The 25,955-nt window shown below is 54.0% G+C and carries 32 protein-coding genes; 4 read left to right on the top strand and 28 right to left on the bottom strand.

The window, feature by feature from the left end:
* Positions 1 to 73: 73 nt before the first annotated feature.
* The 19 genes from FHS19_RS10905 to FHS19_RS10815 all read right to left on the bottom strand — a co-directional run bounded on the left by FHS19_RS10905 (position 74) and on the right by FHS19_RS10815 (position 13,645).
* Positions 74 to 1,000, bottom strand: coding sequence for a polyprenyl synthetase family protein (locus FHS19_RS10905; RefSeq protein WP_183582900.1), 927 nt, complete (start codon positions 998 to 1,000; stop codon positions 74 to 76).
* On the bottom strand, positions 972 to 1,235 hold the full coding sequence (gene xseB, locus FHS19_RS10900; protein ID WP_183581877.1) for an exodeoxyribonuclease VII small subunit: 264 nt from the start codon (positions 1,233 to 1,235) through the stop codon (positions 972 to 974). Before xseB ends, FHS19_RS10905 begins: the two co-directional genes overlap by 29 nt.
* Positions 1,225 to 2,589 carry an exodeoxyribonuclease VII large subunit gene (gene xseA, locus FHS19_RS10895; RefSeq protein WP_183581876.1) on the bottom strand — a complete coding sequence of 455 codons (1,365 nt, stop codon included), beginning with the start codon at positions 2,587 to 2,589 and terminating at the stop codon, positions 1,225 to 1,227. Before xseA ends, xseB begins: the two co-directional genes overlap by 11 nt.
* A gap of 13 nt (positions 2,590 to 2,602) precedes the next feature.
* Entirely contained in the window at positions 2,603 to 3,460 is an 858-nt protein-coding gene (gene folD / locus FHS19_RS10890; RefSeq protein ID WP_183581875.1) for a bifunctional methylenetetrahydrofolate dehydrogenase/methenyltetrahydrofolate cyclohydrolase FolD, read from the bottom strand.
* 60 nt (positions 3,461 to 3,520) lie between these two features.
* On the bottom strand, positions 3,521 to 3,964 hold the full coding sequence (nusB, locus tag FHS19_RS10885) for a transcription antitermination factor NusB (protein ID WP_183582899.1): 444 nt from the start codon (positions 3,962 to 3,964) through the stop codon (positions 3,521 to 3,523).
* Between the two features lie 164 nt (positions 3,965 to 4,128).
* Entirely contained in the window at positions 4,129 to 4,362 is a 234-nt protein-coding gene (locus FHS19_RS10880) for a DUF2273 domain-containing protein (RefSeq protein ID WP_076170017.1), read from the bottom strand.
* 15 nt (positions 4,363 to 4,377) lie between these two features.
* On the bottom strand, positions 4,378 to 4,917 hold the full coding sequence (amaP, locus tag FHS19_RS10875; protein ID WP_183581874.1) for an alkaline shock response membrane anchor protein AmaP: 540 nt from the start codon (positions 4,915 to 4,917) through the stop codon (positions 4,378 to 4,380).
* A gap of 78 nt (positions 4,918 to 4,995) precedes the next feature.
* Complete coding sequence (locus tag FHS19_RS10870) at positions 4,996 to 5,403, bottom strand: Asp23/Gls24 family envelope stress response protein (protein ID WP_183581873.1); 408 nt, start codon at positions 5,401 to 5,403, stop codon at positions 4,996 to 4,998.
* Positions 5,404 to 5,524: 121 nt separating this feature from the next.
* Positions 5,525 to 6,868 carry an acetyl-CoA carboxylase biotin carboxylase subunit gene (accC, locus tag FHS19_RS10865; protein WP_183581872.1) on the bottom strand — a complete coding sequence of 448 codons (1,344 nt, stop codon included), beginning with the start codon at positions 6,866 to 6,868 and terminating at the stop codon, positions 5,525 to 5,527.
* 28 nt (positions 6,869 to 6,896) lie between these two features.
* On the bottom strand, positions 6,897 to 7,394 hold the full coding sequence (gene accB, locus FHS19_RS10860) for an acetyl-CoA carboxylase biotin carboxyl carrier protein (protein WP_183581871.1): 498 nt from the start codon (positions 7,392 to 7,394) through the stop codon (positions 6,897 to 6,899).
* A 148-nt stretch (positions 7,395 to 7,542) separates the two neighbouring features.
* Positions 7,543 to 8,430, bottom strand: coding sequence for a SpoIIIAH-like family protein (locus tag FHS19_RS10855; protein ID WP_183581870.1), 888 nt, complete (start codon positions 8,428 to 8,430; stop codon positions 7,543 to 7,545).
* Between the two features lie 49 nt (positions 8,431 to 8,479).
* A complete protein-coding gene (gene spoIIIAG / locus FHS19_RS10850; RefSeq protein ID WP_183581869.1) occupies positions 8,480 to 9,118 on the bottom strand; it encodes a stage III sporulation protein AG in 639 nt (212 codons plus the stop codon).
* Positions 9,119 to 9,134: 16 nt separating this feature from the next.
* Positions 9,135 to 9,899: a stage III sporulation protein AF gene (spoIIIAF, locus tag FHS19_RS10845; RefSeq protein ID WP_183581868.1), complete on the bottom strand. Its 765-nt coding sequence runs from the start codon at positions 9,897 to 9,899 to the stop codon at positions 9,135 to 9,137.
* A 15-nt stretch (positions 9,900 to 9,914) separates the two neighbouring features.
* On the bottom strand, positions 9,915 to 11,105 hold the full coding sequence (gene spoIIIAE, locus FHS19_RS10840) for a stage III sporulation protein AE (RefSeq protein WP_183581867.1): 1,191 nt from the start codon (positions 11,103 to 11,105) through the stop codon (positions 9,915 to 9,917).
* A 17-nt stretch (positions 11,106 to 11,122) separates the two neighbouring features.
* The gene (gene spoIIIAD, locus FHS19_RS10835) at positions 11,123 to 11,512 is read right to left on the bottom strand and encodes a stage III sporulation protein AD (protein WP_076170009.1); all 390 of its coding nucleotides are present in this window, start codon (positions 11,510 to 11,512) and stop codon (positions 11,123 to 11,125) included.
* Positions 11,513 to 11,524: 12 nt separating this feature from the next.
* Complete coding sequence (spoIIIAC, locus tag FHS19_RS10830; protein ID WP_076170008.1) at positions 11,525 to 11,728, bottom strand: stage III sporulation protein AC; 204 nt, start codon at positions 11,726 to 11,728, stop codon at positions 11,525 to 11,527.
* A gap of 14 nt (positions 11,729 to 11,742) precedes the next feature.
* Entirely contained in the window at positions 11,743 to 12,261 is a 519-nt protein-coding gene (spoIIIAB, locus tag FHS19_RS10825; protein ID WP_183581866.1) for a stage III sporulation protein SpoIIIAB, read from the bottom strand.
* Positions 12,254 to 13,297, bottom strand: a complete 1,044-nt coding sequence (gene spoIIIAA / locus FHS19_RS10820; protein ID WP_221223899.1) for a stage III sporulation protein AA — start codon at positions 13,295 to 13,297, stop codon at positions 12,254 to 12,256. Before spoIIIAA ends, spoIIIAB begins: the two co-directional genes overlap by 8 nt.
* Positions 13,298 to 13,375: 78 nt before the next feature.
* Positions 13,376 to 13,645 carry a YqhV family protein gene (locus tag FHS19_RS10815; protein ID WP_376771897.1) on the bottom strand — a complete coding sequence of 90 codons (270 nt, stop codon included), beginning with the start codon at positions 13,643 to 13,645 and terminating at the stop codon, positions 13,376 to 13,378.
* A 368-nt stretch (positions 13,646 to 14,013) separates the two neighbouring features.
* Between FHS19_RS10815 and FHS19_RS10810 the strand changes: the two genes are divergently transcribed.
* On the top strand, positions 14,014 to 14,751 hold the full coding sequence (locus FHS19_RS10810) for a 2-phosphosulfolactate phosphatase (protein ID WP_183581865.1): 738 nt from the start codon (positions 14,014 to 14,016) through the stop codon (positions 14,749 to 14,751).
* Between the two features lie 77 nt (positions 14,752 to 14,828).
* On the opposite strand, the gene FHS19_RS10805 is transcribed toward FHS19_RS10810, so the two are convergent.
* The 5 genes from FHS19_RS10805 to FHS19_RS10785 form a co-directional block, all read right to left on the bottom strand.
* Positions 14,829 to 16,082 carry an aspartate kinase gene (locus FHS19_RS10805; protein WP_183581864.1) on the bottom strand — a complete coding sequence of 418 codons (1,254 nt, stop codon included), beginning with the start codon at positions 16,080 to 16,082 and terminating at the stop codon, positions 14,829 to 14,831.
* 312 nt (positions 16,083 to 16,394) lie between these two features.
* Complete coding sequence (efp, locus tag FHS19_RS10800; RefSeq protein WP_105444627.1) at positions 16,395 to 16,952, bottom strand: elongation factor P; 558 nt, start codon at positions 16,950 to 16,952, stop codon at positions 16,395 to 16,397.
* Positions 16,953 to 16,992: 40 nt separating this feature from the next.
* The gene (locus tag FHS19_RS10795) at positions 16,993 to 18,069 is read right to left on the bottom strand and encodes a M24 family metallopeptidase (RefSeq protein WP_183581863.1); all 1,077 of its coding nucleotides are present in this window, start codon (positions 18,067 to 18,069) and stop codon (positions 16,993 to 16,995) included.
* 50 nt (positions 18,070 to 18,119) lie between these two features.
* Positions 18,120 to 18,566 (bottom strand): type II 3-dehydroquinate dehydratase, encoded by a 447-nt coding sequence (gene aroQ / locus FHS19_RS10790; protein ID WP_116229636.1) that lies wholly within the window; start codon positions 18,564 to 18,566, stop codon positions 18,120 to 18,122.
* 81 nt (positions 18,567 to 18,647) lie between these two features.
* The gene (locus FHS19_RS10785) at positions 18,648 to 19,157 is read right to left on the bottom strand and encodes a YqhR family membrane protein (protein ID WP_312887196.1); all 510 of its coding nucleotides are present in this window, start codon (positions 19,155 to 19,157) and stop codon (positions 18,648 to 18,650) included.
* A 129-nt stretch (positions 19,158 to 19,286) separates the two neighbouring features.
* Between FHS19_RS10785 and FHS19_RS10780 the strand changes: the two genes are divergently transcribed.
* Both FHS19_RS10780 and FHS19_RS10775 read left to right on the top strand, forming a co-directional pair.
* Positions 19,287 to 20,282 (top strand): DUF1385 domain-containing protein, encoded by a 996-nt coding sequence (locus FHS19_RS10780; RefSeq protein ID WP_183581861.1) that lies wholly within the window; start codon positions 19,287 to 19,289, stop codon positions 20,280 to 20,282.
* A 6-nt stretch (positions 20,283 to 20,288) separates the two neighbouring features.
* On the top strand, positions 20,289 to 20,609 hold the full coding sequence (locus FHS19_RS10775) for an SA1362 family protein (protein WP_183581860.1): 321 nt from the start codon (positions 20,289 to 20,291) through the stop codon (positions 20,607 to 20,609).
* A gap of 87 nt (positions 20,610 to 20,696) precedes the next feature.
* Here the strand turns inward: FHS19_RS10775 and FHS19_RS10770 are convergent, their stop codons facing one another.
* The 3 genes from FHS19_RS10770 to mntR form a co-directional block, all read right to left on the bottom strand.
* Complete coding sequence (locus FHS19_RS10770) at positions 20,697 to 21,617, bottom strand: patatin-like phospholipase family protein (RefSeq protein WP_183581859.1); 921 nt, start codon at positions 21,615 to 21,617, stop codon at positions 20,697 to 20,699.
* A gap of 79 nt (positions 21,618 to 21,696) precedes the next feature.
* Positions 21,697 to 23,283 carry a family 10 glycosylhydrolase gene (locus FHS19_RS10765; RefSeq protein WP_183581858.1) on the bottom strand — a complete coding sequence of 529 codons (1,587 nt, stop codon included), beginning with the start codon at positions 23,281 to 23,283 and terminating at the stop codon, positions 21,697 to 21,699.
* 259 nt (positions 23,284 to 23,542) lie between these two features.
* Positions 23,543 to 23,968: a transcriptional regulator MntR gene (gene mntR / locus FHS19_RS10760; protein WP_076169997.1), complete on the bottom strand. Its 426-nt coding sequence runs from the start codon at positions 23,966 to 23,968 to the stop codon at positions 23,543 to 23,545.
* A gap of 204 nt (positions 23,969 to 24,172) precedes the next feature.
* On the opposite strand from mntR, the gene splB reads away from it, so the two are divergent.
* Positions 24,173 to 25,243: a spore photoproduct lyase gene (gene splB, locus FHS19_RS10755; RefSeq protein ID WP_183581857.1), complete on the top strand. Its 1,071-nt coding sequence runs from the start codon at positions 24,173 to 24,175 to the stop codon at positions 25,241 to 25,243.
* Here the strand turns inward: splB and FHS19_RS10750 are convergent.
* Complete coding sequence (locus FHS19_RS10750; protein ID WP_183581856.1) at positions 25,240 to 25,953, bottom strand: cytochrome c biogenesis CcdA family protein; 714 nt, start codon at positions 25,951 to 25,953, stop codon at positions 25,240 to 25,242. The genes splB and FHS19_RS10750 overlap by 4 nt on opposite strands.
* Between the last annotated feature and the right edge of the window lie 2 nt (positions 25,954 to 25,955).

Raw genomic sequence — 25,955 nt, 5'->3', positions numbered from 1 at the left:
TAATATTCTTCCATGATTAGATTCTTTTCGCCATTATATCATAAAATGCCCATCATACATAAAGCATCATGCTCTAATGGTCTCTGTGCATTAAATAATCCGCGATTTCCAGCAGGCGCTCCCGATCCTGAAAACCGGCGTTCAAGACAGCCGTTTTGGCTTCACGGGTCAATGACTCGACCTGCTGCTGCGAAGCCTCAAGACCGATAAAATAAGGATATGTCACCTTCTCCTGCTTGATGTCGCTCTGTGTCTTCTTACCCAATTTTGCCTCGTCTCCAACCAGATCAAGGATATCGTCCTGAATTTGAAAAGCGAGCCCCAGTCGGCTGCCAAACGTACGCAGTGCTTCCAACTCGCGCTCCGAACCTCCGGCAATCCGTCCGCCGGCCAGGAGCGAGAAGACGATCAGATCACCCGTCTTGTGCTGGTGGATATACTGAAGATGTTCCAGATCCGTGAGTCCCTGCTCCCCTTCCATATCGGCCGCCTGTCCGCCGACCATCCCTCTTGGACCGGCCATCTCCGCGAGGTCCTTTACGATGGCCAGAACCGGGGCCGCATCAATGCCATGTTTCACCGAGATTTGGGCAATGGTATAAAAGGCATGCGTAAGCAGGGCGTCTCCGGCCAGAATAGCGGTAGCTTCGCCGTATACTTTATGATTGGTCAGTTTGCCCCGGCGGTAGTCATCATTATCCATAGCTGGCAAATCATCATGAATAAGCGAATAGGTATGCACCATTTCAACGGCACATGCCGCATCAAGGGCAGCCTCCCCGTTGCCTCCGAGCGCTTCGCAGGCGGCAATGACCAGCAGCGGACGGAGCCGCTTCCCTCCGGCCATCAAGGAATACGTCATGGATTCCTTTAAAGATGAAGGAACCTGCCAATGATACGGCAGGCTGTCCTCTAATGAGGCGGTTACTTTCTCGGAAATCTGCTGCATGTATTCCTGGAACGAAACCCGGTCACTCAAAAACTTCACCGCCGCTCTGATCGAGCTGTCCGCCGCCGAACGGCTTCTTGCGAAGCTCTCCATCCTCTTCGACGATTATCTCGATTTTCCGTTCCACCTGGTCGAGCTTCTGCCCGCACAGCTGGGACAGCTTCATTCCCTGCTGGAACAGCTCGATCGCCTTTTCGAGCGGAACGTCGCCGTGCTCCAGTTCTCCGACGATATCCTCGAGCTGAATCATCGCGTCCTCAAAGCTGAGCTCTTTTTCATTCCCCATGATCCTGTCCATCCTCCTTCAGTTCCCATACCTGGCAGGATAACTGGCCGTCGTTCACTTTGATATGAACCACGTCGCCAGGCTGTACCTCATGAATCGATTTAATTAAACGCTTCTCCTGCTCGTCATAAACGAGGCTGTAGCCGCGGGCCATGACCTTCAGCGGACTGAGGGCGTCCAAATGGCGCACGCCGGAAGTAAGCTGGGATTTCTTGTCTTTCAATATGTTCTGCATCGACTGAAGAAGCTGCCGGCGCGCCGCGTCGTTGCGGCTCCGGGCTCCTGTCAGCTGCTCCTGTGGATTGTACCGCATCAGTGCATGGTACATGCGGCTTCTCTTTTCCCGGTTCAGCTGAACCCGGGAACGCAGATTGCCGCTCAGGCGCTGGCGCAGCATGTCCAGGCGCTCGGCATGCTGCAGCATGTAGCGCCGCGGATGCAGCAGCACGGGCGAGCGCTGCAGGGACGCCAGCTGCTGGCGGCTGCGCTTCACCCGCTGCTGAAGCAGCTGCAGCAAGAGCCGTTCCCGCTGCTGCAGCCGCGCCTTCAGCTCGCCTGCATGCGGCACGGCCAGCTCCGCGGCCGCGGTCGGAGTCGCCGCTCTCAGGTCTGCGGCGAAATCCGCGATGGTGAAGTCCGTTTCGTGCCCGACGGCCGAAATGACCGGTATTTGCGAGGCGCGGATCGCCCGCGCGACCATTTCTTCGTTAAAGGCCCACAGCTCCTCCAGTGAGCCGCCGCCGCGGCCGACGATCAATACATCCGCTTCATCCAGCTCGTTCATCGTGCGAATGGCCTTGACGATCGAGGGAGCGGCTCCCTTCCCTTGGACCAAGACGGGAGCGAGAATGATCCGCGCCCGCGGGTAACGCCGCTCCAGCGTCGTCATAATATCGCGTACGGCCGCACCGGTCGGCGAAGTGATGACGCCGATCGTCTCCGGAAATTCCGGAATCGGCCGCTTGCGGTCTGAAGCAAACAGCCCTTCTTTCTCCAGCTTTTCCTTAAGCTGCTCATAAGCCAAATACAGGCTGCCGATCCCGTCGGGCTGCATTTGGGTGGCATAAAACTGGTACTGTCCGTCCCGCTCGTATACCGTAACGTTCCCTCTTGCGATGACCCTTGAGCCCTCTTTGGGGCGAAACGGCAGCCGCTGGTTGTGGGAGGCAAACATGATCGCTTTGATCCGGCTTCCCTCATCCTTGAGCGTGAAATACATATGCCCGCTGGAATGGTGGGTAAAATTCGATATTTCCCCACGAATCCAGACGTCGGACAGCAGACTGTCCGAGTCCATCTTCATCCGGATATAACGGTTCAAATCCTTGATTGAAAAAATACGCTGCGGCTCCATGGCATCAGCTCCGTTATGCCAATCCGTGGTGGCGTTTGGCCGCGATCAGGGTGTTCTGCATCAGCATCGTAATCGTCATCGGACCTACGCCTCCAGGTACCGGCGTAATCGGGCCCGACACTTCCTTGACGCTTTCGAAATCCACGTCTCCGGCCAGCTTGCCGGTCTCCAGCCGGTTCATGCCCACGTCGATGACAACGGCACCCGGTTTGACGAAGCTCGCATCAATGAAATTGGCCCGACCGATCGCAACGACCAGGATGTCGGCCTGACGCGCAATGTCCGCCATCCCGATCGTCCGGGAGTGGCACATCGTCACCGTCGCGTTCTCCCGCTGAAGCAGCAGCGAAACCGGCTTGCCGACGATATTGCTGCGGCCGATGACGACTGCATGCTTACCGGCCAGTTCTACGCCCGCACGCTTGATCAGCTCGATGACGCCTGCCGGCGTGCATGGAAGAAGGCTGTCGTCCCCGATGACCAGGTTGCCGACGTTTACCGGATGGAATCCGTCAACGTCTTTGTCTACCGCGATCGCGTTAATGACGGCCTTCTCGTCAATATGTCCGGGAAGCGGCAGCTGGACAAGGATGCCGTCGATGGTGTCCTGCTTGTTCAGCTTGTCCACCAATGCAAGCAAATCCTCCTGAGTCGTCGAGGCCGGAAGCCGGTGAACCTCCGAATAGTATCCAAGATCGTGGCACGCTTTTTCCTTGTTTCTCACATATACCTGGGAAGCCGGATCCTCTCCTACCAGCACGACGGCAAGTCCCGGAGTGACGCCTTTAGCGGCCAGCTCCTTGACTTCGGCGGCGATTCCGGTCCGGATATCCTCAGAAACCTGTTTTCCATTGATAATAGATGCTGTCATGTCGCTCTCTCCCCTATGTTTTAAATTGGCAAAGCGGACGGTTAGCGTCCATATGCAAGACTATGACTTCAATTGATCGAGCTCGCGGATCATGTTCCCCAGGACTCCGTTGACAAACTTGCCTGAATCCTCGGTTCCGAAATGCTTGGCAAGCTCGATCGCCTCATTGACGGCAACCTTGGCCGGCACGTCGTCGCGATACAGCATTTCATAGGCGGCGAGGCGGAGGATTTGGCGGTCCACCTTGGAGAGGCGGCTCATTTGCCAGCCTTTCAAATAATTCTCCAGCAGATCGTCCACCGCTTTTTTACTGCCCCAAATGCCGTTTACGAGCCCCAGCACATATTCCTTCAGTTCCGCTTCATCGGTGATCGTCCGCTCGGTATCATTTTCTTCGGCGGCATCCTCCAGCAGCATTTCCAGCGCTTCTTCGCTTGTTGCTTCGTTCATTTCCATCTGATACAGGCACTGAACGACCAGCTCCCTGGCTAAACGTCTTTTCATCATGTTCCTCCTAGAACCTTGAAATTTCCTCTTGTCCTTATTATGGGTCACCGCGGGAATAAAAACATCGTGATTTGCACAAAAAAACCGTGAGCATGTCAATCTCCAGAATATGGGCTTCAAGAAGCTGCAGCTCTTTTTCCGGAGAAAGGCATATCACGGGTTCATTTGAACGGGCGCCAGCGCTCGGAGAGCCACTGACCCATTTCCCGCCAGCGGAAAAAGGAATCCATCCGCAGATCCTTCCTTTTGCCGGCAGAATATCCTATGAACACTACCAATGCAAAGAACAACATATCCCAAAAACCCGCAAACAAATAAATAAAACCGAAAAAAATACCGCCGGCAATGCCGGTAATCCGCCCTTTGTGACTCTCCCAAATTTCTTTCCAGATCACTCGGAGAATTCACCTCTATTCCACTCTACTCTTGATCACTGGCGCATGGGCCACATTCGCTATATATACCGCCACGTTAGAGACCGGAATGCCTGTCGTATCCTGAAGGTGATCATGAACCTGCTTCTGGACGTCGGAGGTCGTGGCCGGGATAGACACATCGCCATCAACGACGGCACGAATCATGATTTCAAGACCCGCCTCCGTCACATGGATCCTGGCCTTCAGGTCTTTGACGCCCCGCACCCGCGAAGCCGCCTTGAGGCACAGATTCTCAATCGTCTCCACCGAGATCTGGATGTCGCCGAATTCGGTCCTCTGATCAATGGAGTGGACATGCGATCTGTCCGGGCGAATCGAAATATAGAAGAAGCGGATACTGAGTAAAAAGAGGATCACCGCCGCCACGATGACCGTTAGCTGAAGCTCGGCTGTGTTCAGCAGTTCATCCGGAGACGGAACCAAATCACTCATGAGGAGGATGGCAAATACACATATTACTCCGATACTCAAGCTGTAAATAAACAGCAGAAGTCTGTCCAGTATCTTAGCCACGAACAGCACAGCCTCCTTAAATTAGAGTAAACCCTCGACATTTCGGGTGTCGGGGGTTATGATGACCAATTGAATCCTTTATTTTACACGCTGACTGTAATCAACGTCTTCGACTCTTTCGGCGTTCTTGAAGTAAACATCATGGATATGCACATTAACTTCAATGACCGTAAGGCCTGTCATCATTTCGATGGAGCGTTTGACATTGCGCTGGATTTCCGTCGCCACTTCCGGCAGGCGGTTTCCGTACTCGATAATGACCGAGACGTCCACAGCGGCTTCGCGCTGGCCGACTTCCACCTTCACACCTTTGGACAAATTTTTGCGGCCGAGCAGCTCGGCGATGCCTCCGGCAAATCCGCCGCTCATGCCGGCGACGCCCTTCACTTCCACCGTCGCAAGACCCGCAATGACTTCGATCACTTCAGGTGCTATTTGAATTTCACCGATGTCCGTACGTTCAAATTCACTCGGTAATGTGCTCATCCCTGAATCAACACACCTTTCGGATAATATATAAAACCGCTTCAGACGAAAGCAGGATTGCCCCTAATCATTCATACTATACCATTTGGGGAACTTTATGACAAACAATCCGAAGCAGGCGTCAGATTTCGTTCTCCTCCAAAAACTTAATGTCAAAATCGCCGCGGTTGAACACCGGATGCTCCATCAGCTTCTGATGGAACGGAATGGTGGTGTGGACGCCTTCGATCACAAATTCGGACAGCGCACGCTTCATCTTAGCGATCGCCTCCTGACGCGTCGGTGCCCATACGATCAGCTTCGCGATCATGGAATCGTAGAACGGAGGAATGCTGTAGCCCGGATAGGCCGCACTGTCCACCCGTACACCGGGACCGCCCGGAGGCAGGTAAAATTGGATTTTGCCCGGAGCCGGCATAAAGTTGCGGTCCGGATCTTCCGCGTTGACACGGCATTCGATCGACCAGCCGTTAATCTGAATGTCTTCCTGTGTAAACGACAACGGATGCCCTTCAGCGACCGAAATCATTTCTTGGATCAAATCCACGTTTGTGACCATTTCCGTAACCGGATGCTCCACCTGGATGCGGGTGTTCATTTCCATAAAGTAGAACTGGCCGTCGTTGCCGAGCAGAAATTCCAGCGTGCCCGCACCGGAGTAGTTAACGGCAAGGGCGGCGCGTACAGCTGCTTCACCCATCCGCTGACGAATGTCGGGAGACAGCACCGGACAAGGCGCTTCCTCGATCAGTTTCTGACGGCGGCGCTGCACCGAGCAGTCGCGTTCGCCCAGGTGAACGACGTTGCCATGGTTGTCAGCAATCACTTGAATCTCAACATGCTTCATGCCTGTCAAATACTTTTCCAGATAAACGCCGGCATTGCCGAACGCCTTTTGGGCTTCCTGCTGTGCCGCCGTGATCTGCTTAATCAGCGCCTGTTCGTCCTCAGCGATACGGATGCCTTTTCCGCCGCCGCCGGCCGTCGCCTTGATGATCAATGGGTATCCGATGTCCCGGCCGATCATCACAGCCTCATCCAGATCCTCAACCAGCCCGTCGGAACCCGGAATGACCGGTACGCCGGCGCTCTTCATCGTCTGCTTCGCCACCGCCTTGTCGCCCATCTTGTTGATGGCGTCGGCCGAAGGTCCGATAAAGGTAATGTTGCAGGACTCACAAATTTCCGCGAAGTCGGCATTCTCGGCGAGAAAACCGTATCCCGGATGAACGGCGTCGCACTCCGTCAGCGTAGCGACGCTCATAATGTTGGTGAAATTCAGGTAGCTGTCTTTCGAAAGCGTTGGACCGATACAGTATGCCTCGTCCGCCAAACGGACGTGCAGCGCCTCCTTGTCCGCCTCCGAATAAACCGCAACGGTGGAAATGCCGAGTTCGCGGCAGGCCCGGATAATCCGGACCGCGATTTCACCGCGGTTGGCAATCAGAATTTTTTGAAATTTCATGCAAGTAACCTCCTCCATTGTGCGGTGCCTACTCCGACTTCACCAGAAACAGAGGCTGCCCGAATTCCACCAGTTGTCCATTCTCCGCAAGAATCTCAACGATGGTGCCTTTTACTTCGGCTTCCAGCTCATTCATAAGCTTCATCGCTTCTATTATGCAAACCGTCGTTTTCTCGTCAACGCGGTCACCGACGCTCACAAACGGTGCGGCATCCGGAGAAGATGCTTTGTAGAACGTTCCTACCATTGGGGAGACAATTTTATGTAGTGAGGAAGCCGCATCCGGTGCTGCTGCCTGTCCTGCTGCAGGGGCCTGTGCATTGTCGGCGGGTGCCTGTACGTATTGCGGGGCCGGCTGTGCGGCAGGAGCCTGTACAAATTGAGGCGCAGCCTGGACGCTAACCACTTCGGTTTTGCCCGGCTTGCGGATGGAAAGGCGTGCTCCTTCCGATTCAAGTTCAAGTTCATGTACGGAGGTCTCATCGACCAGCTTGATCAATTCTTTTATCTCGTTCAATTTAAACATTCGCAATTCACTCCTTCAGCTGCGTGGAAGCCGTGGCTTCGGACAATTCATACACATAACGATAAGTATTATAACATAATCGGAAGAAATGGAAAGAGTCCTGGGCTGTCCCGGACTCTTTCGACGATATTTCTGTTTTTCCGCCATTTTACTCGGAAACGACCTTCACGCTGACTTTGTCCTGGGTTACTTTCAGCTCTTTCATCACCAGCTGAACGATGCCCGCTGCCTGCTTGGCATCCATTTTGTCGCTCAGGACGAGCACTTGGTATTTGTCATCATCTTCCTTCACGAATGCGTTCGCAAAGGAGAATTTCTGCTCCAGTTCTTCCTCGATGCTTTCGATGATCGTCTCTTTGTTTTCAAGTGCCTGCAGTTCCTGGCTCGCCTTGGCCGAAGCTTCGCTGTCCTTGCTCATGTCATTGATTGACGCCATCAGGTCGTTTGTTTTTTGAGCATTCGTCTGCGACCGCTGCCATTGAAGGGATTCGAGCATGCTGCTGCCTGACGAAGCCTGGGAAGCCACCTCCTGCAGAATCTCATCGTCCGTTTTCTCCGTGCTTGCGGTTGTCTTGCCGGCGTCTGTTTTACTTGTGGATGCCGTTTTGCCGTCCGCAGCCTTATCGGTTGTCGCTTCGCTCTTTTGTCCAGCGGCGGCCGTATCTTTGGCTGTGTCTTTGGCTGCGGCGTCTTTATCCGCCGTGCTGCCTGCAGCTGCCGTATCCTTCGCCGCATCTTCCTTCGACGGATCCTGGGCTGTATCCTTCGCGGCGGAACCGTCGGCTTTGCCTGCGTCCGCCGTCTTGTCACCCGACTGACCCGATGTCACGACTTCGTCTACGACAACCCCGTTGTCCTTGCTGCCGGCCGAAGCCGTCGTCTTGGCGTCTTTGTCGGTCTTGCTGTCCACCTGCTGGCTGTCGGCGACCGGCGTCTTCGACGTCCCGGAGTCTTCTGTAAACAGATAATAAGCGGACAGGACTACCATCAAGCTCAGCATCGAAACCAACCAAATCGTTTGTCTTTTACTGTTCATTCGTTAAATCCTCCTCATAAGTCAACTGGATTATATCGGGGAAATCGGCTTACCCCTGCTTGCGCGGAACGACGGAGATCCGGTAGTCCGGTACGTTCAGGCCTTTTTCCACCGCGTCCACAATCAAGTTGCGAACCACTTCGTTCTCTGCACCTTTGGCTACGATCAGCACCCCGCGAATCTGCGGTTTTACCTTTTTCGTTATGATTGGCGTCTGCGTTCCCGACTGCTCGTAGGTGACGATCTCCCCATCCCGGGTATATTGGGTCGTATGGCGCTGTCCGCCGTTCGCGTCGTTTTCTTCCGACTGCTGCTGGGAGTCTTTTACATTCCTTTGATAGACGATTTCCTCCGTGGAATCCACCGTGACCATGACGTCCACCGTGCCTACGCCAACGATTTTCTCCAAAATGTCCTTCATCCTGCCTTCGGCCGTTTCCTCAATCGCTGCAAAGTCCGAAGTCTGTCCTGCCGAGCTCTGGAACGTTTCCTGGGACTCGGCCCCAGCCGGAGGCTCCCTCCCTATGTTTTCGTTATCGAGTTTCTTCACATTGACAAAGGAGTTGAACAGCACGATAGCCACCCCGATCAAGCCGACGATGATCAGCCACCTGAACGTATGCACCCGCTTCGTCCCTCCCTGTCCGCCCCCCAGCCATTGCTCAAGCTTCTTCAGCCAGTTCCCCATCGTTTCACCTCCGCCTTCATAACCGGGACTCCTGCCCGGATCCGCTTCGTACCGTGATCACTTCCGGATCGATATTCCATTCGCTTGCCAGCAGCTTACGGACTTCGCCGGCGCTTTTGTCATCCACCGCGCCTGCGGCCTCCTGTGCTTGATCCTCGCCCGGATCAGAATTCAGCTGATCCGGTCCAGCCTGCTTCTCATCCGGCTCGATCGTCACCTGCACGTGAACCGGCTTCACCGGCTCGATCTGGATGCCGCTCTCCCCCTGGGTGCCACCCGAACTGCCCGAATCACCTTGCGAGTCCCTCATTGTAACGGTCACCGCACTAATGTACGGCTGTGACTGATCGGCTCCGGCGTTCGGATCTTCGTTAGACTGCGGCAGTCCCAGCACAACCTGCACGTTCGCGGGTTCCTCGCCGGTTTGCTGCTTGATCTGTTCCTTCATCGTGGAAGCCACCTGCTCTCCCGCCCACTGGAGCGTTTGTTTCTGCTGCCGATGCTTGATCTGTTCGGCTTCGTCCATGATCTGGTCGAGGCTGGTTTTGGAACCGCCGCCGCCTGGCTGCCGGTCCATCCGGCTGATCGCTGCACTCAGCTTGTCGAGCGGCGCGTCGGTCACGATTCGGATCAGGGGATTCAGCAAAGTGACCAGCACGAGCAGGCTCAGGACCAGCTTGACGTATCGTTCCATGGATCTGCTCGGCAGCAGCATATCGACGAAGGTGGCGAGCAGCACGACCATGATGACTTCCTTCAGCCAGTTTCCCAGCCATTCCATGGGCTCCCCCTCCCTTCACCGCATCATGACAGTCACGTTGCCAGCCGTCAGCATAATGGTGATCGCCAGGAAAAACATCAGTCCGACCGCCGCCAGGGCGGCAAAGACGTAAATCATGCTTTTGCCGATCGTGTCCAGGCAGGTCGTGATCGGTGAATCTCCCAGCGGCTGCATGATGGCCGCCGAAACTTTGTAAATGAGAGCGAGCGTCAAGATTTTGATGGCCGGAAAAGCGCAAAGGAACAAAATGATGATGACGCCTGCCAGACCGATGGAGTTTTTGACCAGCAGCGATGCCGAGATGACCGTGTCTGTCGCATCGGCAAACATTTTGCCGACGACCGGAATGAAGCTTCCTGAGACGTATTTGGCCGCCCGGATCGTCACCCCGTCGGTGATGGATCCGGTGATGCCCTGTACGGAGATCACGCCGAGAAAGATCGTCAGCAGCACCCCGAGCAGCCCGACGCTGATATTCCGCAGCAAGTTCGCCATCTGCGTCAGCTTGTACTTATCCGACAGTGAGCTGACCAGATGAAGCACAGCCGAGAAGAAGAGCAGCGGAAACACCATGACGTGGATCAACGTTCCGATCGTATTGATCATGAAGATGATTAGCGGATGCGTAACGGACACTGTGACGATATTGCCCATGGAGGCCAGCAGAGCGAACAGCAGCGGTACCATGGCCATCATGAAGTCGATCATCCGGTCTATCGCCTCTTTGGCATAACCGATGGCGACGTTGAAGCTGTTGATGGCCAGCACGATGATGACCATATAGCATAGTGCGTATGCGACTTTGCTGACCGTTTTCCTCTCAAAGGCCGCCTGGAGCGTCTCCAGAATCATGCTCATGATGCTCAGGATGACGATCGTGACGAGCAGCTTGCCGTTGTACAGCACCTCGTGCCACATAAAGGTCCCTGTCGCCGTTAGCACCGATTTAAGGCTGAAGCCGCTGCCGCCGGGAAGGAGCATATCCATGAAGGATGGTGTTTTCTGGTCCGGAAAAAATCCCCCGTACTCCCTCATCAGGGAATCCCAGTACTTCTCCACCTGATCCTTCGGCAAATTCTCCGCCTGGCTCTTAATCAGCTGATCCGTGGGTGAATCTGCAAAGACCCGGGTGATTCCCGCTACCATGAACACGATAAACAAGATAACGATGTGCATTTTTTCCGGCAGTCTCCGCAGTCCCGGCATGTCTTCACCCCTCTCCTTCAGGCTGGCAGCAGCTTAAGCACCGTTTCGATGATAATGCCGATAATGGGAATGGCAAGCACCATGATCAGCACCTTGCCCGCGAGTTCGATTTTGGAAGCGATGCTCTCCTGCCCGGCGTCTCTGACGAGCTGTGCTCCAAACTCGGCGATATAAGCAATCCCTATAATTTTCAGTATCGTTTTCAGGTAGATCATCTGGACTCCCGACGCCTCGGCCAGCCGCTGGAGCTCCTGGATGACCATGCCGATTTTGCCGATCAGGAACATAAAGATCAGCACGCCGGTCGCGGCGGCCAGGACGAAAGCGAACATCGGCTTGTGCTCCTTAATGACGAGGATCAGAATCGTGGACAGGAGCCCAAGGCCTACCACTTGAATAATTTCCATGGATAGCAACCCCTACTGGAACAAAAAGATGGTTTTGATCTCCTGCAGCAGGTTATCGAGCAGCCGGACGACCATGAACAGCACCACGACAAAACCAATGACCGTCACCCAATGAGCCATATCCTCTTTTCCCATTTGCTTCAGCACTGTGTGAATCATGGCAATGATGATGCCGATTCCCGCAATCTGGAAAATTGCGTTCACTTCAAAGTTCATTCCTAGGCACCTCGCTAAAAGATCAAAATAACGATCAATGCTCCGATGAGCAGCCCGAGACTTTTACTGATCTTCTCGTATTTGGCCTGGTCGTCCCTGGCTGTTGCTTCTTCATGCTTCAACTGCTCGACGGCCAGCTGGATGTGCTTGATTTGGTCCTGCCGGTCGCTTGTCCCGAGCGTGAAGCTGAGCTGATGCAGCACCTCGCGTTCAGGTGCCTTCATGGAGGTCCGCTTCCAGTTCTCATGGAGAGAACGCTGGAGGCTCTCCTGGGCGGTCAATCCTGTGGCCGGCCCCATCTCATGTGCTGCATTCAGAAAAAAGGTATGGAGAGGCTCCCGCATTTGATCCGCTATTTTGCGAAGTGCTTCCGGAAGTGGGGTAAATCCATAGGTGATTTCGGTCGACAGCCGCTGCAAGGCCAGGATCAGCTCCCGGATCTGCTTCGGCCGGCTGGCAAACTGCCTGGCCTGATGGAATCCGGCCAGTGTGCCGGACAGCAGGATCAGTACGGCGCCAAAAAGCTTAAGCAAGGAAGTTCACCCCTCTCTGGCTGCCCGTCTGAAGCTGCAGCGGCCGGTGCTGCTGGTCGAGGATCCGGCAGCTTAACCCTTGTGCCTTCCTTTTTAAAAGAACGTACCTCTCAAACATTCCGGTCTCTACGAGCCCGGCCAGTGCGGGCCGGTGCTTCAGCTCTTCGATCCCGCCGGCATGCGCCGTGGCGACGACCGTAATGCCCGCATGCAGCGCCTCCGTCACCGATTCGGCGTCCTCTCCCCTGCCGATCTCGTCCACCATGAGAACATCCGGCGACATGGACCGGATCATCATCATCATGCCTTCCGCCTTCGGACAGGCATCCATCACGTCGGTGCGGGGTCCGACGTCAAAGCTCGGCACTCCCTTAAGGCAGCCGGCAATTTCGGACCGTTCGTCGACGATGCCCACCTTCATCCCCGGCAAGCTGGATTTACCCTGGCCAGGCAGTCCGCTGCTGATCTGTCTCGCCAAATCCCGCAGGAGGGTCGTTTTGCCCTGCTGCGGTGCCGAGAGCAGAAGCGTATGCCGAATCCGGTTTCCTTGCCTATCGATCAGAAAGGGGAGAATGCCGTCAGCGGCACCTCTCACTTCCCGGGCAATCCGCACATTGAATCCGCTGATGTCACGGATATGCTCGACATGTCCGGCGTGAAGAACCGTTCTCCCTGCCAAGCCGATGCGGTGTCCGCCGGGAATGGTGATAAAGCCTTTGCGAAGCTCTTCCTCCATCGTGTACAGTGAATGGTTGCTGATCAGATCGAGCAGCCTTCGGCTGACCTCCCGCTGCGGCTTGTACGCCTTGTCCGCATCCAGCGTCAGCGTGCTTTGTCCCGTAACGTAGTGGTGTGTGCCTGCGCCGTTGATCTCCAGCGGCCTGCCTTCACGGATGCGTACCTCCTCCACGACGCTTAGAATATGGTGAGGGAGCTGGTGAAGGATCGATTTGACCGGCTCCGGAAATAACTCCAGCCAGTTTGGATTTGAAATAGGACCACCCCCGTGCTGCCTTTCTCCTGCAAGCTTGTTCAACTTCTGATGGATAAACTACTAGATGTTTTCTTACTTATGTCTATGCTTGGCCCTTAAATTTATGACCACTGTAATCTATCATTTTTTGAGAATGCCGATTAAGAGACAGGACACGCCGAAAAAGATCCACGCCATCTTTCCCCAGGAAAGCTTATCGGCAACGCCGATGAGCCCGATGGAAGTCGTCAGGATGAGCACCGTTGGCCCGACGAATGCCAGCAGGGAATTGACCGCCAGCGCCTTATCCACCTGAGCGAGCTTCAGCATCAGCAGTGCCGCGGCGATTTCCAGACTGCCGGAGATAAAACGGAGCGTAGCCATGCTGACCACGAACTTGTCCACAAAAATGACCCCCTTTTGCGAGATTGTACTTCTAACCTCATAGATATGCGGGACTCTCTCTTTTTAGTTGTCTTTTACAAGAAAGATTACGGAAAATAACTTGGAAAAACGGAGGTGCCGCGCTGATAGTCAAAAGAGGCATGTCAAGGCCTCTATTTATTAACTCCTATATTTGGAACAAAATGTTCCGGGCTTGCATATATTGTTTGGTGAAATACCTATCCGCTTGTCAGTTGCCTGGGTTGGACCTGTCTGCAGACAAACTGCCTGCATCCGGCCAACCAAAAGAGGACCGTTCAACCATCGGCATCTTCAGGGCTAAGCAGCTGAAAGAGGTGTCGTATTATTTACAGATGCATAAGGAGGATTTATCCATGCGGGTGGATGTCATTGCCAATGTGGACGAAGTAAGATCGGAGGAGTTTGTGCAGAAGAGCGCCGTTGTGATTGACGTGCTGCGGGCAACCAGTACGATGATCACGGCTCTGGCCCAAGGCGCTACCGGGCTGATGCCCGTGGAGACGGTTCCTCAAGCCCAGCAAATGCGGGGAGACCAAACGTTTGTCGGTGGAGAACGGTATTATAAAAAAATCCCCGGTTTTCAGGCAGGGAATTCGCCGCATGATTATATGACCCCTGAAGTTGCCGGAAAGCTGGTGGTGCTGACCACGTCCAACGGGACCCGGGGGCTGCTCAAATCGCATAAAGCCGCCAGAATCTTTGCCGCTTCATTTATGAATGGGACGGCCTGTGCGTCGGCTCTGTTATCGTTCGGGAAAGATGCCATCCTTCTTTGCTCGGGATGCCGCAACGACTTTTCGCTGGAGGATGGCCTGTGCGCGGGAATGATCATCGATGCGATGGAGTCCATTTCGGACGCGCCGCTTCAGCTGAATGATCTGGGCCTGGCGATGAAGCATACGTACCGGCAGTGCAAGGGATCCCTGTTTGAAACTGTAATGGAAGGATGTGCGGCGAAGCAGCTGGTCAAGCTGGGGTTTGCACATGACGTCGAATACTGCACGGGGATTGACACGGTCCCTGTCGTGCCGTATGCGAAGTCGGAATTGATCCTGACACCGTTGTTCGCGATTGCTGCGAACCGCGGATAAACCAAGCCGCGCTGAAATAAACAAAGCCGCCCCCTGCCATGGGGACGGCTTTTTTGTATGAATATTTTCGTTCTAACCTAGCGGCGGTCCTGCGGGCCTCCCACAAACACCTGCGCATCGGTATCGAGGTTATAGGCGGTATGAAGCGCTCTGACCACCTGCTCGAGATTGCCGCCTTCGATGACGCAGGACGTTTTAATCTCGGATGTGCTGACCATTTTGATGCTGACGCCCTGCTTGGAAATGACATCGAACATTTCGGCCGCAACGCCAGGATGGCTGATCATGCCCGCGCCTACGATCGATACCTTGACCAGATTGTCTTCCGAGGTGACTTCACGGTATGGAAGCGTGGATCTCAAGTCCTTGATGACCTGAAGTGCCTGGCCGCTTTCCGACAGAGAGGTGGTAAAGGAAAAGTCCGCCTTGCCGTCCTGAACGCCGCTCTGTACGATGATGTCTACGTTGATACCAGCGCCGGCGAGCGCTCCGAACACCGTGGCAAGAACGCCGGGAACGTCTTCCACTCCCAAAATACTGATTCTTGCCACATTTTTATCATAAGCGATGCCGCTTACCACTACTCCCTGCTCCATGCTGGTTTCCTCCTTCACAACCGTGCCTTCATTATAGTTAAAACTGGATCTGACGACGAGCTTCACCTGGTGATGCTTCGCGTACTCCACCGCGCGCGGATGAAGAACGGCCGCCCCAAGGTTGGCCAGCTCCAGCATTTCATCATACGAAATTTCCTCCAGCTTGCGGGCGCACTTCACGATTCGCGGATCCGTCGAATAGATGCCATCCACGTCGGTATAAATCTCGCACACGTCGGCGTTAATCGCCGCAGCCAGCGCAACGGCCGTCGTATCGGATCCCCCGCGGCCGAGCGTCGTGATTTCCCCTTCTTCGGTCATGCCCTGGAATCCGGCAACGATCACGATGTTTCCTTGCTGCAGGGCTTCGTTCACCCGGTCCGGTACAATATCCATGATTCTCGCTCTGCCGTGTACCGGCTCTGTCCGGAATCCCGCCTGCCAGCCTGTCAGCGAAACGGCACTGCGGCCGAGCTGATGAATGGCCATCGACAGAAGTGACATGGAAATCTGCTCCCCGGTGGTCATCAGCATATCCATCTCGCGTGCAGGCGGATTTGGGTTGAGCAGCATCGCCTGATCGATCAAATCATCTGTCGTATCCCCCATCGCGGAAACGACTACCACACACTGGTGTCCTTCGTCCTGTTTCTCGACGATACGCCGGGCCACGCGCTGCATACGCTCGATATCTCCGACGGAACTGCCTCCGAATTTCATGACGTACAGTGACAACTTCGATTCACTCCCCACTCATTGTACAACTGGGCATTATGCAATCATTTCCCACGCCGGTAAAACCGCCCGATCCTATTTCTATATGCGATCAGCACCCTTTTCGCCAATAGACTGGCCATGGTGAAAAAAGCAGGATCTCATGTTGCAAAATGCTGACAACTGTCTAATTTTACGCTTTAAACTAGTATAATACGAAAGTACATCCGATTGTTAATGTTTTTTCATGGGATTATACAAAAAATCCTCCTTTCAGAAGGAAAGGAGGATCGGCATAGCCCTGACGGGTGTTAAGGCATTCTATCGCCGGCTTTACGCGCGGGAGATATATTTACCTTCACGGGTGTCGATCAGAAGCACATCGCCTTCATTGATGAACAAAGGCACTTGAACGTTCAGGCCGGTTTCCAGCTTCGCGTTCTTCGTCGCCCCTGTAGCCGTATTTCCTTTAATGCCTGGCTCGGTTTCAACAACCTTCAGTTCGACGCTGGTTGGCAGGTTGATCCCGAGAATTTCGCCCTGGTAGCTGACGATGTTCACGTTCATGTTCTCTTTGAGGAAGTTCAGTTCCCACTCCAGCTGATTGCTGTCCAGCGTGAACTGGTCGTAGGTTTCGTTGTCCATGAACGTATGCTCTTGACCGCTTGCATACAGATAAGAAACGCCGCGGTTTTCGATGATGGCACGGCCGATCGTTTCACCTGCGCGGAATGTGCGCTCAACGGTGTTGCCGTTACGGAGGTTTTTCAGCTTCGAACGTACGAAAGCTGCACCTTTACCTGGTTTAACATGCTGAAAATCGAGAACGGTAAAGATGTCGCCATCAACTTCCACCGTCAGACCTGTTTTAAAATCGTTAACTGAAATCACTGAAATGCCCTCCTAAAGGTTTAAGTATATATTGCATTTATCACGCCGGTAAAACGGTGAAATCTTTTGACGAATGCGTCAAGATCACAATCCCCGTCTCCGTGATCACAATATCGTCTTCAATGCGTACGCCGCCGAGACCCGGCAGGTAAATTCCCGGTTCCACGGTCACGACCATGCCCGGCTTCAACACATCGTCGCTCAGCTTGGACAGGCGAGGCATTTCATGAACCTCCATGCCGAGGCCGTGCCCCGTACTGTGGCCAAAATTGTCGCCGTAACCGTACTTCGTAATCATATCGCGGGCAAGCGCGTCCGCTTCGCGGCCGGTCATTCCCGGCTTGATGTTCTGGAGTGTGTGGAGCTGGGCTTCCAGCACAATGTCATAAATTTCTTTAAGCTTCGGATCCGGATCCCCGATCGCAATCGTCCGCGTCAAATCGGAGCAGTACCCGTCAAGCAATGCGCCGAAGTCGAACGTGATGAGCTCGTTTCCGGCAATTACCCGTTCGCTGGCAACACCGTGCGGCATGGCGGAACGCTCTCCGGAAGCGACGATCGTATCGAAGGAGGAAGAAGTGGCACCGTGGCGGCGCATATAAAACTCCATCTCCAGATCGACTTCCCGCTCCGTCATTCCCGTCTTGATAAACCCGAGAATATGCTTGAACGTATCGTCGGCCAGGTCCGCCGCTCTCTGCATTACCTTCAGCTCTTCGTCATCCTTGAAGATACGCAGCTTCTCCACGAGGCCCGAAACCGGCACGAGCTGGATCGGTTTGAGCTGCTCCGCGTAAGCAGTGTATCCTGCAAAAGATACGTCATCCTGCTCGAATCCAAGCTTGCCGATGTTTGCGGAAGCCAGCAGTTCCTTCACCGTTTCCGTCACCTTCGGCCCGTGCTCGACGATCGTAAATCCCTTCGCTTGCTGCGGTGCCTGGGTCATGTAACGAAAATCGGTCAGGAGGTACGCATCATGCAAAGTGATGAGGACATATCCCGATGAACCGGTAAATCCCGTTAAATAGCGGCGGTTAATGGAACTGGTTACAAACATGGCTTCCACATTGGATTGCTGCATCGCTTCACGCAGCTTGTTCACTCGATTGATGCTCATCGTTACACTCCTCTCTCATGTACAGCTTTCCCCGGGGAAAGAGGCAGCGACTACTGTCCCTGACTTTCCAAGTGGCGCAGCAGTGCCATCATGCCAAGTTCATAGCTGACAGCGCCGAATCCGGCAATTTGACCTACGGCCACGGGAGCAATCACGGAAGTATGGCGGAACGTCTCCCTTGCGTGGATGTTCGACAAATGGACTTCCACCGTCGGAATTTTAACGGAACTGATGGCGTCCCGGACGGCATAGCTGTAGTGAGTCAGCGCGCCCGGATTCAGAACGATGCCGTCGGCATGACCCAGCGCGGCATGGATCCTGTCAATGATATCTCCCTCATGGTTGGACTGATAAAATGTGACGGACACGCCCAGGGCCTCCGCTTTCTCAAGCAGGCCTTCTTCAATCGACGCAAGACTTTGAGAGCCGTACACGCCAGGCTCCCGGAGTCCGAGCAGATTCAGGTTCGGTCCGTTGATCACCCAAATGGTTCTCAAAATGGTATTCCCACCCTTTGTCGTCAAATAACCATCTGCTATTTTAACATAGGGGATGTCTTCTTGAGAAGTTTTTTTGCTCTAGTGCGCCTTGGCCCTGCCGGGTTCCCGCTTGCGCTCATCCGTAAATTCAAAGGCCACCGTATATCCGATGAACAGCCCCCACAGCAGGTACAAGCAAAACTCGGTGACGATCGTATTCCATGTCAGATGATTGAGACGGTTCATCATGCCGAAGGCGGGACCCGCCACAAATAAGACGGCCCACCAGCAGATACCGTATATGATACCCGGCCACGGACCGGCCAGTTTCCGGAACAGCAGCGTATAGATGACTGCCGCGACTATGGAAAACGCAATAAAAAAGAGCCAGCCAAGCAGATCTCCGGCCCCGCTTTTCAAAAAAGAATGCTTGAAGAAAGGCTCGGCCAAAAAGGCCGGGATGACGATCGTGAAATGCAGCCAGTGGAAAACCCAGTGAACCGCCCCCCAGAACAAACCGGCAAAAAAGCCGAGCTCCAGCGAGAAAGCAAGCGGATTGGTATGGCCTGTATTCGTATGCTGCCGGATTGCAGCTCCTTGAGAACTCACTTTGAATATCACCCTTTTTGTTTTTCTTAGTATGTTCATTTCGGGCCGGGGCTAATCCAACTAGAAATCGCACGGGAAATTCGTTACAATAAAGGCATCACAACTAATCATTCGGGGAAGGTGAATTGTTTGTCGGAGCAATCCAAAACGGTCAGCTACGGTGGCCAAGCCGTCATTGAAGGCGTTATGTTTGGCGGTAAGCACGTCAATGTCACCGCTGTGCGGCGGAAGAATCAGGAGATTACATTTTTGGAGGTGCCGCGCGAGGATAAGCCTTGGGTCGGCAAATTGCGCAAAATCCCTTTCCTTCGCGGTATTGTCAGTATTATAGATGCAAGCGCCAAAGGTACGAAGCACCTGAATTACTCGGCGGAATCCTACGCGGATGACGAAGTGGAGCCGGAGGAGCGCGCCAAGCAAAAGGAGAAAGAGGAATCCGGCTGGAGCTTAGGGATGATCATCGGCGTGGCCGCGGTCGGCGTACTATCGTTTCTCGTGGGCAAGCTGGTGCTGACGCTGGTGCCTGTATTTTTGGAGAATTTCATTTTCGGCAAGATGTTTGACAACTATATCCTGCATAACCTTATAGAAGGCGGCATTAAACTGCTGCTGCTGCTCGTTTACCTATGGGGCATTTCCCAGACCCCGGTCATCAAGCGGTTGTTCCAGTACCATGGAGCGGAGCATAAGGTGATCAGCACCTATGAAGCGGGAGAAGAGCTGACGGTAGCCAACGTGCAAAAGCACAGCCGGCTGCATTACCGCTGCGGCAGCAGTTTCATGATGCTGACGATCGTGCTGGGCGTGCTGATTTATTCGCTCGTTCCGTGGGATAATATGACGCAGCGGGTTCTGCAGCGGATCATCCTGCTTCCGGTCGTCATCGCCATTTCGTTTGAATTTCTGAAACTGACCAACGCGCTGCGCGACGTACCGGTGCTGCGGTATCTCGGTTACCCGGGCCTTTGGCTTCAGCTGTTGACTACGAAGGAACCCAAGGATGACCAGGTAGAGGTGTCCATCGCCTCCTTCAACCGCATGCTCGAGCTTGACGCCCGGATGGAGGAAGCTCCCGGGGCGGAACAACCTGTGAGAAACGGAGTCTTGGATCCCCTGAAAGGATGAGATGACATGAAAAGGCAGGCTGTAATTTTCTGGATTGCCATTGTACTGGCTGCCATCGGACTGCTCAGCAACATTTTTTTTGGCGGTGCAGGATCGCTTATGAGTTTGCTTGTGCCCTTGATCGTGTTCGGTGTCGTTTTCCTGCTGTACAAATTCCCGCCTGCCCGTTACAACAAGCGGCCCAAAGTTAAGCCGTCACAGCGTACGATGGAGAAATACAATGCGTCCAAACGCGGTCAACCATCCGCCAAACGCAAAAATTACCCTTTCCAGGTGATTGAAGGCTCAAAGGGTAAGAATGACGATCAACAACCGAAATACCACTAAGCGCAGTTTGAACAAATATCGAAAACAAGGCATTCGCCCCTCCTTCCAACGGAGGACCAGCGAATGCCTTTTATTTTTCCCCTTATGTCACGGCTTCCAGCCCGCGAAAAATTTTTTCCCTGCCTGCAAGCCGGACTCATACAGCTGCTGGCTTTCTTCCGGTGTAATATGAAACTGCGTCGTTCCGACGCCGAGGGTCGGAATTTTGATCGTCCGGATACGGTTCTCCTGCTCGATGTACCGCTCATCATGAGCGGACAGCATCGTTTCAAACATCGCCTGCAGCATGCTGATCGGCCCGCGGATCAGATGGGGTTTGTTCGTCGTTCTGCCGACCATTTGAAATCCGATCGTCGGAACCGGCTTCTGTCCGGCCCCTTCCGCAGCGTCGTCAAAGAGCCACAGCGGGAAATTGCTGAGCAGCCCTCCATCTACGATATAGACAAACTGGTCGACGAACGATTTTCCCCTGGCCGCTTCGCCTGTCATTCTCAGCATGACCGGGTCAAAAAAGTACGGAATGCTCGTACTCATCCGGATAGCCTTGGAAACCGCAAACCTGGACGGGTTGGCGCCCAGCTTGCCCAGGTCTTCCGGAAGCACCAGAATGCGCCCGTTCGTAATATCCGAGGCGATGATCATCAGCTTGCCTTGGGGGATATCCGCAAACGTCTTGACCCCTTTGGCCGCCAAAATATGGTGGATCCAGACTTCGAGCGCTTCCCCTGAATACAGCCCTTTCTTCAGCAGCAAGCGCGTGGCGGGTCCGATCACTTTGGTATTGAATATAGGCGCGCGGTGAAGAAAGGACTCAAAGGGGGTCGTCTTCACGATCTCGCTCATCTCGTCGGCCGAAAACCCCGCCGCCAGCAGCGCCGCCACAATGGAACCCGACGAGGTACCCGCCACCCGGTTAAATACTACCCCGGCTTGCTCCGCAGCCTTGACGGCTCCTGCCAGCGATATGCCTTTCACTCCGCCGCCCTCGAACACCGCGTTGACGATCATAATAAAACCCCCGTCTCTCATTATCCCACAGTAAGATATGAGCACGGGGGTTCATTCATGACAATGTTCTATGAATTTATCATTGCTGGTAATAGGCGGTCAGCGCCTGAACAATGCCAAGCGGATTTTTGAGCAGATCCTTGGCGCTGTAGAAGATGCTGCCTTTGACTGCGTCGTATTTCGTATTGTATTGAAGCTGGTTGATGATCTCCTGCGCCGACTGCCATCCAGCTTCGGCGGTTCCCAGCTTGTACGGGGCATGACCGATATAGAGATCCACTCCGGTGCCCTGCACTTCTTGCGCCCACCAGTCGACGAGCTTGTCATATTGGGCGATTTTGAAGGACATGCTCCAATAAATTTGCGGTGCCACGTAATCGATCCATCGCTGCTTCACCCAGGTTCTCACATCCGCGTACATGGAGTCGTACGCCGTTACGCTGGCTTTGGTATCGGAACCCGTCGGATCGTTGGACTGGTTGCGCCATACGCCGAATGGGCTGATGCCAAACTGAACGGCTGGCTTGGACGCGTGAATCGACTGACCCAGCCGCTGCACGAATTGGTTTATGTTATCGCGGCGCCAATCCGCTTTGCTCAAGCCCTGCGAATTATAGGCTGTGAATGCGGCGTCATCGCTGAACGTTCCGCTCGACGGATAGAAATAATCGTCCAGATGGACACCGTCGATATCGTACTTATTCACGACTTCCATCACGACGTCGATAATATGCTGCCTTGCTTCCGGAATGCCCGGGTTGATGATCAGCTGGTTATTGATGGATACGACCCAGTCGGGATGCTGAACCGCCACATGATTGGCCGCCAGCTTGCTCGTGGTCGTGTCCAGATTAGCCCGGAACGGGTTGAACCAGGCATGGAACTGCATCCCCCGCTTGTGGGTTTCCTCGACCATATACTGGAGCGGATCATATCCCGGATCTTTGCCTTGCGTGCCGGTAAGCACCTTCGACCACGGAACCAGATTCGAAGGGTAGAGCGCATCTCCGGCCGTCCGAACCTGAACGAACACCGCGTTCAGTCCCATGGCCTGCAGCTTGTCAAGTAAAGCGGAATATTCCTGCTTCTGCTGCTCGATTTTGCCGTATGAGGACGTTGTCGGCCAATCCAGGTTATATACTGTCGAGATCCAGGCGCCACGGAGCTGGCCGGAGCCGCTTCCCCCCGATTCACCAGGCGGCTCGGTAGGTATGTAAGCATTTGATGTTAAGGTAATCGTTCTTGTCACCTGGTCCCAGTCCACCTGCAGACCGAGCTGTTCCCCGACAAAACGGAGAGGGACCAGCACGCGGCCGCCCCGAAGCTGCACGGAGGCATCAAGGGCGACGGAGGCTCCATCCACCAAAGCCGTCTTTTTGCCGCTGGTCAACGTAATCGTATGACTTCCGCCTGAAATATCGGCGGTTTTCGCGCTTTGATTCCATGCGACGGCCGCCCCCAGCCCTTCGCTGATCACGCGGATTGGAACCATCGTCACATTCACTTTTGGCATGATGTACGGGGGAATATCGCTGACCAGCTGCTTCCCGTCCAGGACCATCGTGATGATGTTTGCAGCCTTGGCCTGCTGCTGCCCCGTAAACGGAATCAGCAGCACCAACAGCAGCGATGCCACGATCCACCTATGAAACTTCCGAAACGCCATTCTACTAATCCTCCATTATTGATAGATTTGCGGGTAAAAAAATCGGTCATCCGCGCGCTATCTAGAGATCACCATCCGGCATCATACAACCTTGAAATCATGATCTGCTGAGTAAAGCGCGAACGACCGATCGGGCAGAAAAGCTGCAGCCTTTGCTGCGTGTGCACGCGGGTTTGCCAGTCTTGGCTGGAAATCACCGGATTACGTGCTGGGAATGAAAGAGGCACCTGTCGTTTGAGGGTTCGGACAGATGCCTTGTTTACGAATCGCTGACCAATTCATTATGAATGTTCCGCAGCTCCTCCAGACGCTGTCCATCCCGGCGGAAATATTCCACCAGCGTCTCGATACGCGTTATGGAATCCCAGCTTAAGTGGTGCTCGATGCCTTCGACATCTCCATAAATATTTTCCTGCTGAACCCCGATCATCGTCAGGAATTCCTCCAGAAGCTGATGCCGGTCGACCAGGCGTTTGCCCATTTTCTTACCTTTGCTAGTCAGAACAAGGCCGCGGTATTTTTCATAAATCAAATATTCGTCCTTGTCCAATTTCTGGATCATTTTGGTAACGGACGAGGGATGAACCTCCAAGCCTTCGGCGATGTCCGAAACACGCGCGTATCCTTTCTCGTCAATCAATTTATAGATACGCTCCAAATAATCCTCCATGCTGGGCGTTGGCATTATATTCCCTCTCTTCTTTAATAAACGTCAATCATCTGGCCCGATTACCTGCTCTTGTAATGATACATGTTCTCAAGAGGACTTGGCAAGTCCTGCCGCCGCCGCGCTCTCCCCAACCTGATCAGTTATTGCCACGGGTTGCCCCTGCCCCCTGCACACATACTATACTGAAGCCCGCATATTTTCCTGGAAAGGAGTCGTTCTATGGGTACTGGTGTTAAAGAAAAGTCCCGGCGGACGCTGCGGCCGACAAAGCCGTTTGTCCCCGATCTTGTTTATTTTGAACCGGATGCGCTGAACTATCCCAAAGGCCGGCACATCATGGAATGGGTCAAGTCCAAAGACATCCCTTACCGTATGACCAGCTCTCATAACCGGATCACCAATTTACCAGGCGAAACCGATCAGGAAAAATACAGAAACGCCAAGCGAACCCTCGTCGTCGGCGTGCGGAAGACGCTGAAGTTCGACCAGTCCAAGCCTTCGGCCGAATACGCCATTCCGATCTCAACCGGATGCATGGGTCACTGCCATTACTGCTATCTGCAGACGACGCTCGGTGCCAAGCCCTATGTCCGAGTCTATGTGAACACACCCGATATCATTGGCGCCGCCAAGCAATACATCGAGGAACGCGCGCCGGAAATCACCCGATTTGAAGCGGCTTGTACTTCAGACCCGGTTGGACTCGAGCATATTACGGGCTCTCTGGCGGAACTGATTACCTTTATGGCCGGCGAAGAATTCGGCAGACTCCGGTTCGTGACCAAGTACCATCATGTCGATCCGCTGCTCTCGCTGAAGCATAACGGACATACCCGCATCCGGTTCAGCATCAATTCGGACTACGTCATCCGCAACTTCGAGCCGTCCACATCGCACTTCGAGGAACGGATCGAGGCCGCCGGAAAGGTCGCCAGGGCCGGCTATCCGCTCGGTTTCATCATCGCCCCGATCATTTGGTATGACGGCTGGCAGGATGGCTATGCCGAGCTTCTGAAGCGTCTGGCGGACACGCTCCCTGCCGAGGCGACGAAGGACTTGACGTTCGAAATGATTCAGCACCGCTTCACGAAAACCGCCAAAAATATCATTGAGCAGCGCTATCCCAAAACCAAACTGGAAATGGATATCGCGAGGCGCAAGCAAAAGTGGGGACGCTGGGGCCAATTTAAATACGTGTATCCGGACGAACAGCAAAACGCCCTGCGCGAGTTTATCACAGAGCGGATTTTTGAACACTTTCCGGAAGCTACCATCGACTATTTCACCTAAAACTTAAGCCATTCGGGCGTGATGGCCTGCAACCAAATCGTAATTTTGGTCATTTGGTTCGTGAACAGAAGTACGCCCATAAACAGCATGAGCGCCCCGCCGATTTTCATCATCATCCCCGAGTACTTCACGATCCACTTGGTGGACCCGATGAAAAAGGCAAGTACAAAAAATGGAATGGCAAATCCGACGGTATACGCCGTAATCAGCGGAAACCATGCACCGGGTTCGGTCGCCGCCAAAGCGATGATCGCCGCCAGGATCGGGCCGACGCAAGGAGACCATCCCGCGGAGAAGCCGATTCCGAAAATAAAAGAACCTATATAACCAGCGGGCTTGAACTTCAGATCCATCTTGAATTCGCGCATCAAAAAGCGCGGTTGAAAGATGCCGATCAGAAACAGCCCCATCAAAATGATTAACAGCGCCGACAGCTGGCGGATCAGGTCCCGGTTGTTGTTAAAGAAGTTGCCGAACAAACCGGCCCCGACGCCAAGCGTATAGAATACGGCGGAAAAACCTAAAATAAAGGCCAGCGTATGACTCATCGTCCGGAAACGGACTTCTTTTTTATTCTGCTCCGTCTTCAACGTCTGCACCGACATCCCGGTAATGTAGGAAATGTAGGAAGGGTACAGCGGCAGGCAGCACGGAGAAATAAAGGAAGCCAGTCCGGCGAAGAAGGCAAGCCAAATATTCAAGTTGGACAAAG

The organism is Paenibacillus rhizosphaerae, from assembly GCF_014192015.1.
Taxonomy (GTDB): Bacteria; Bacillota; Bacilli; order Paenibacillales; family Paenibacillaceae; genus Paenibacillus_AQ; species Paenibacillus_AQ rhizosphaerae.
Note: the sequence above shows the minus strand (reverse complement) of the source record. Positions and strands in the feature narration are given on the sequence as shown.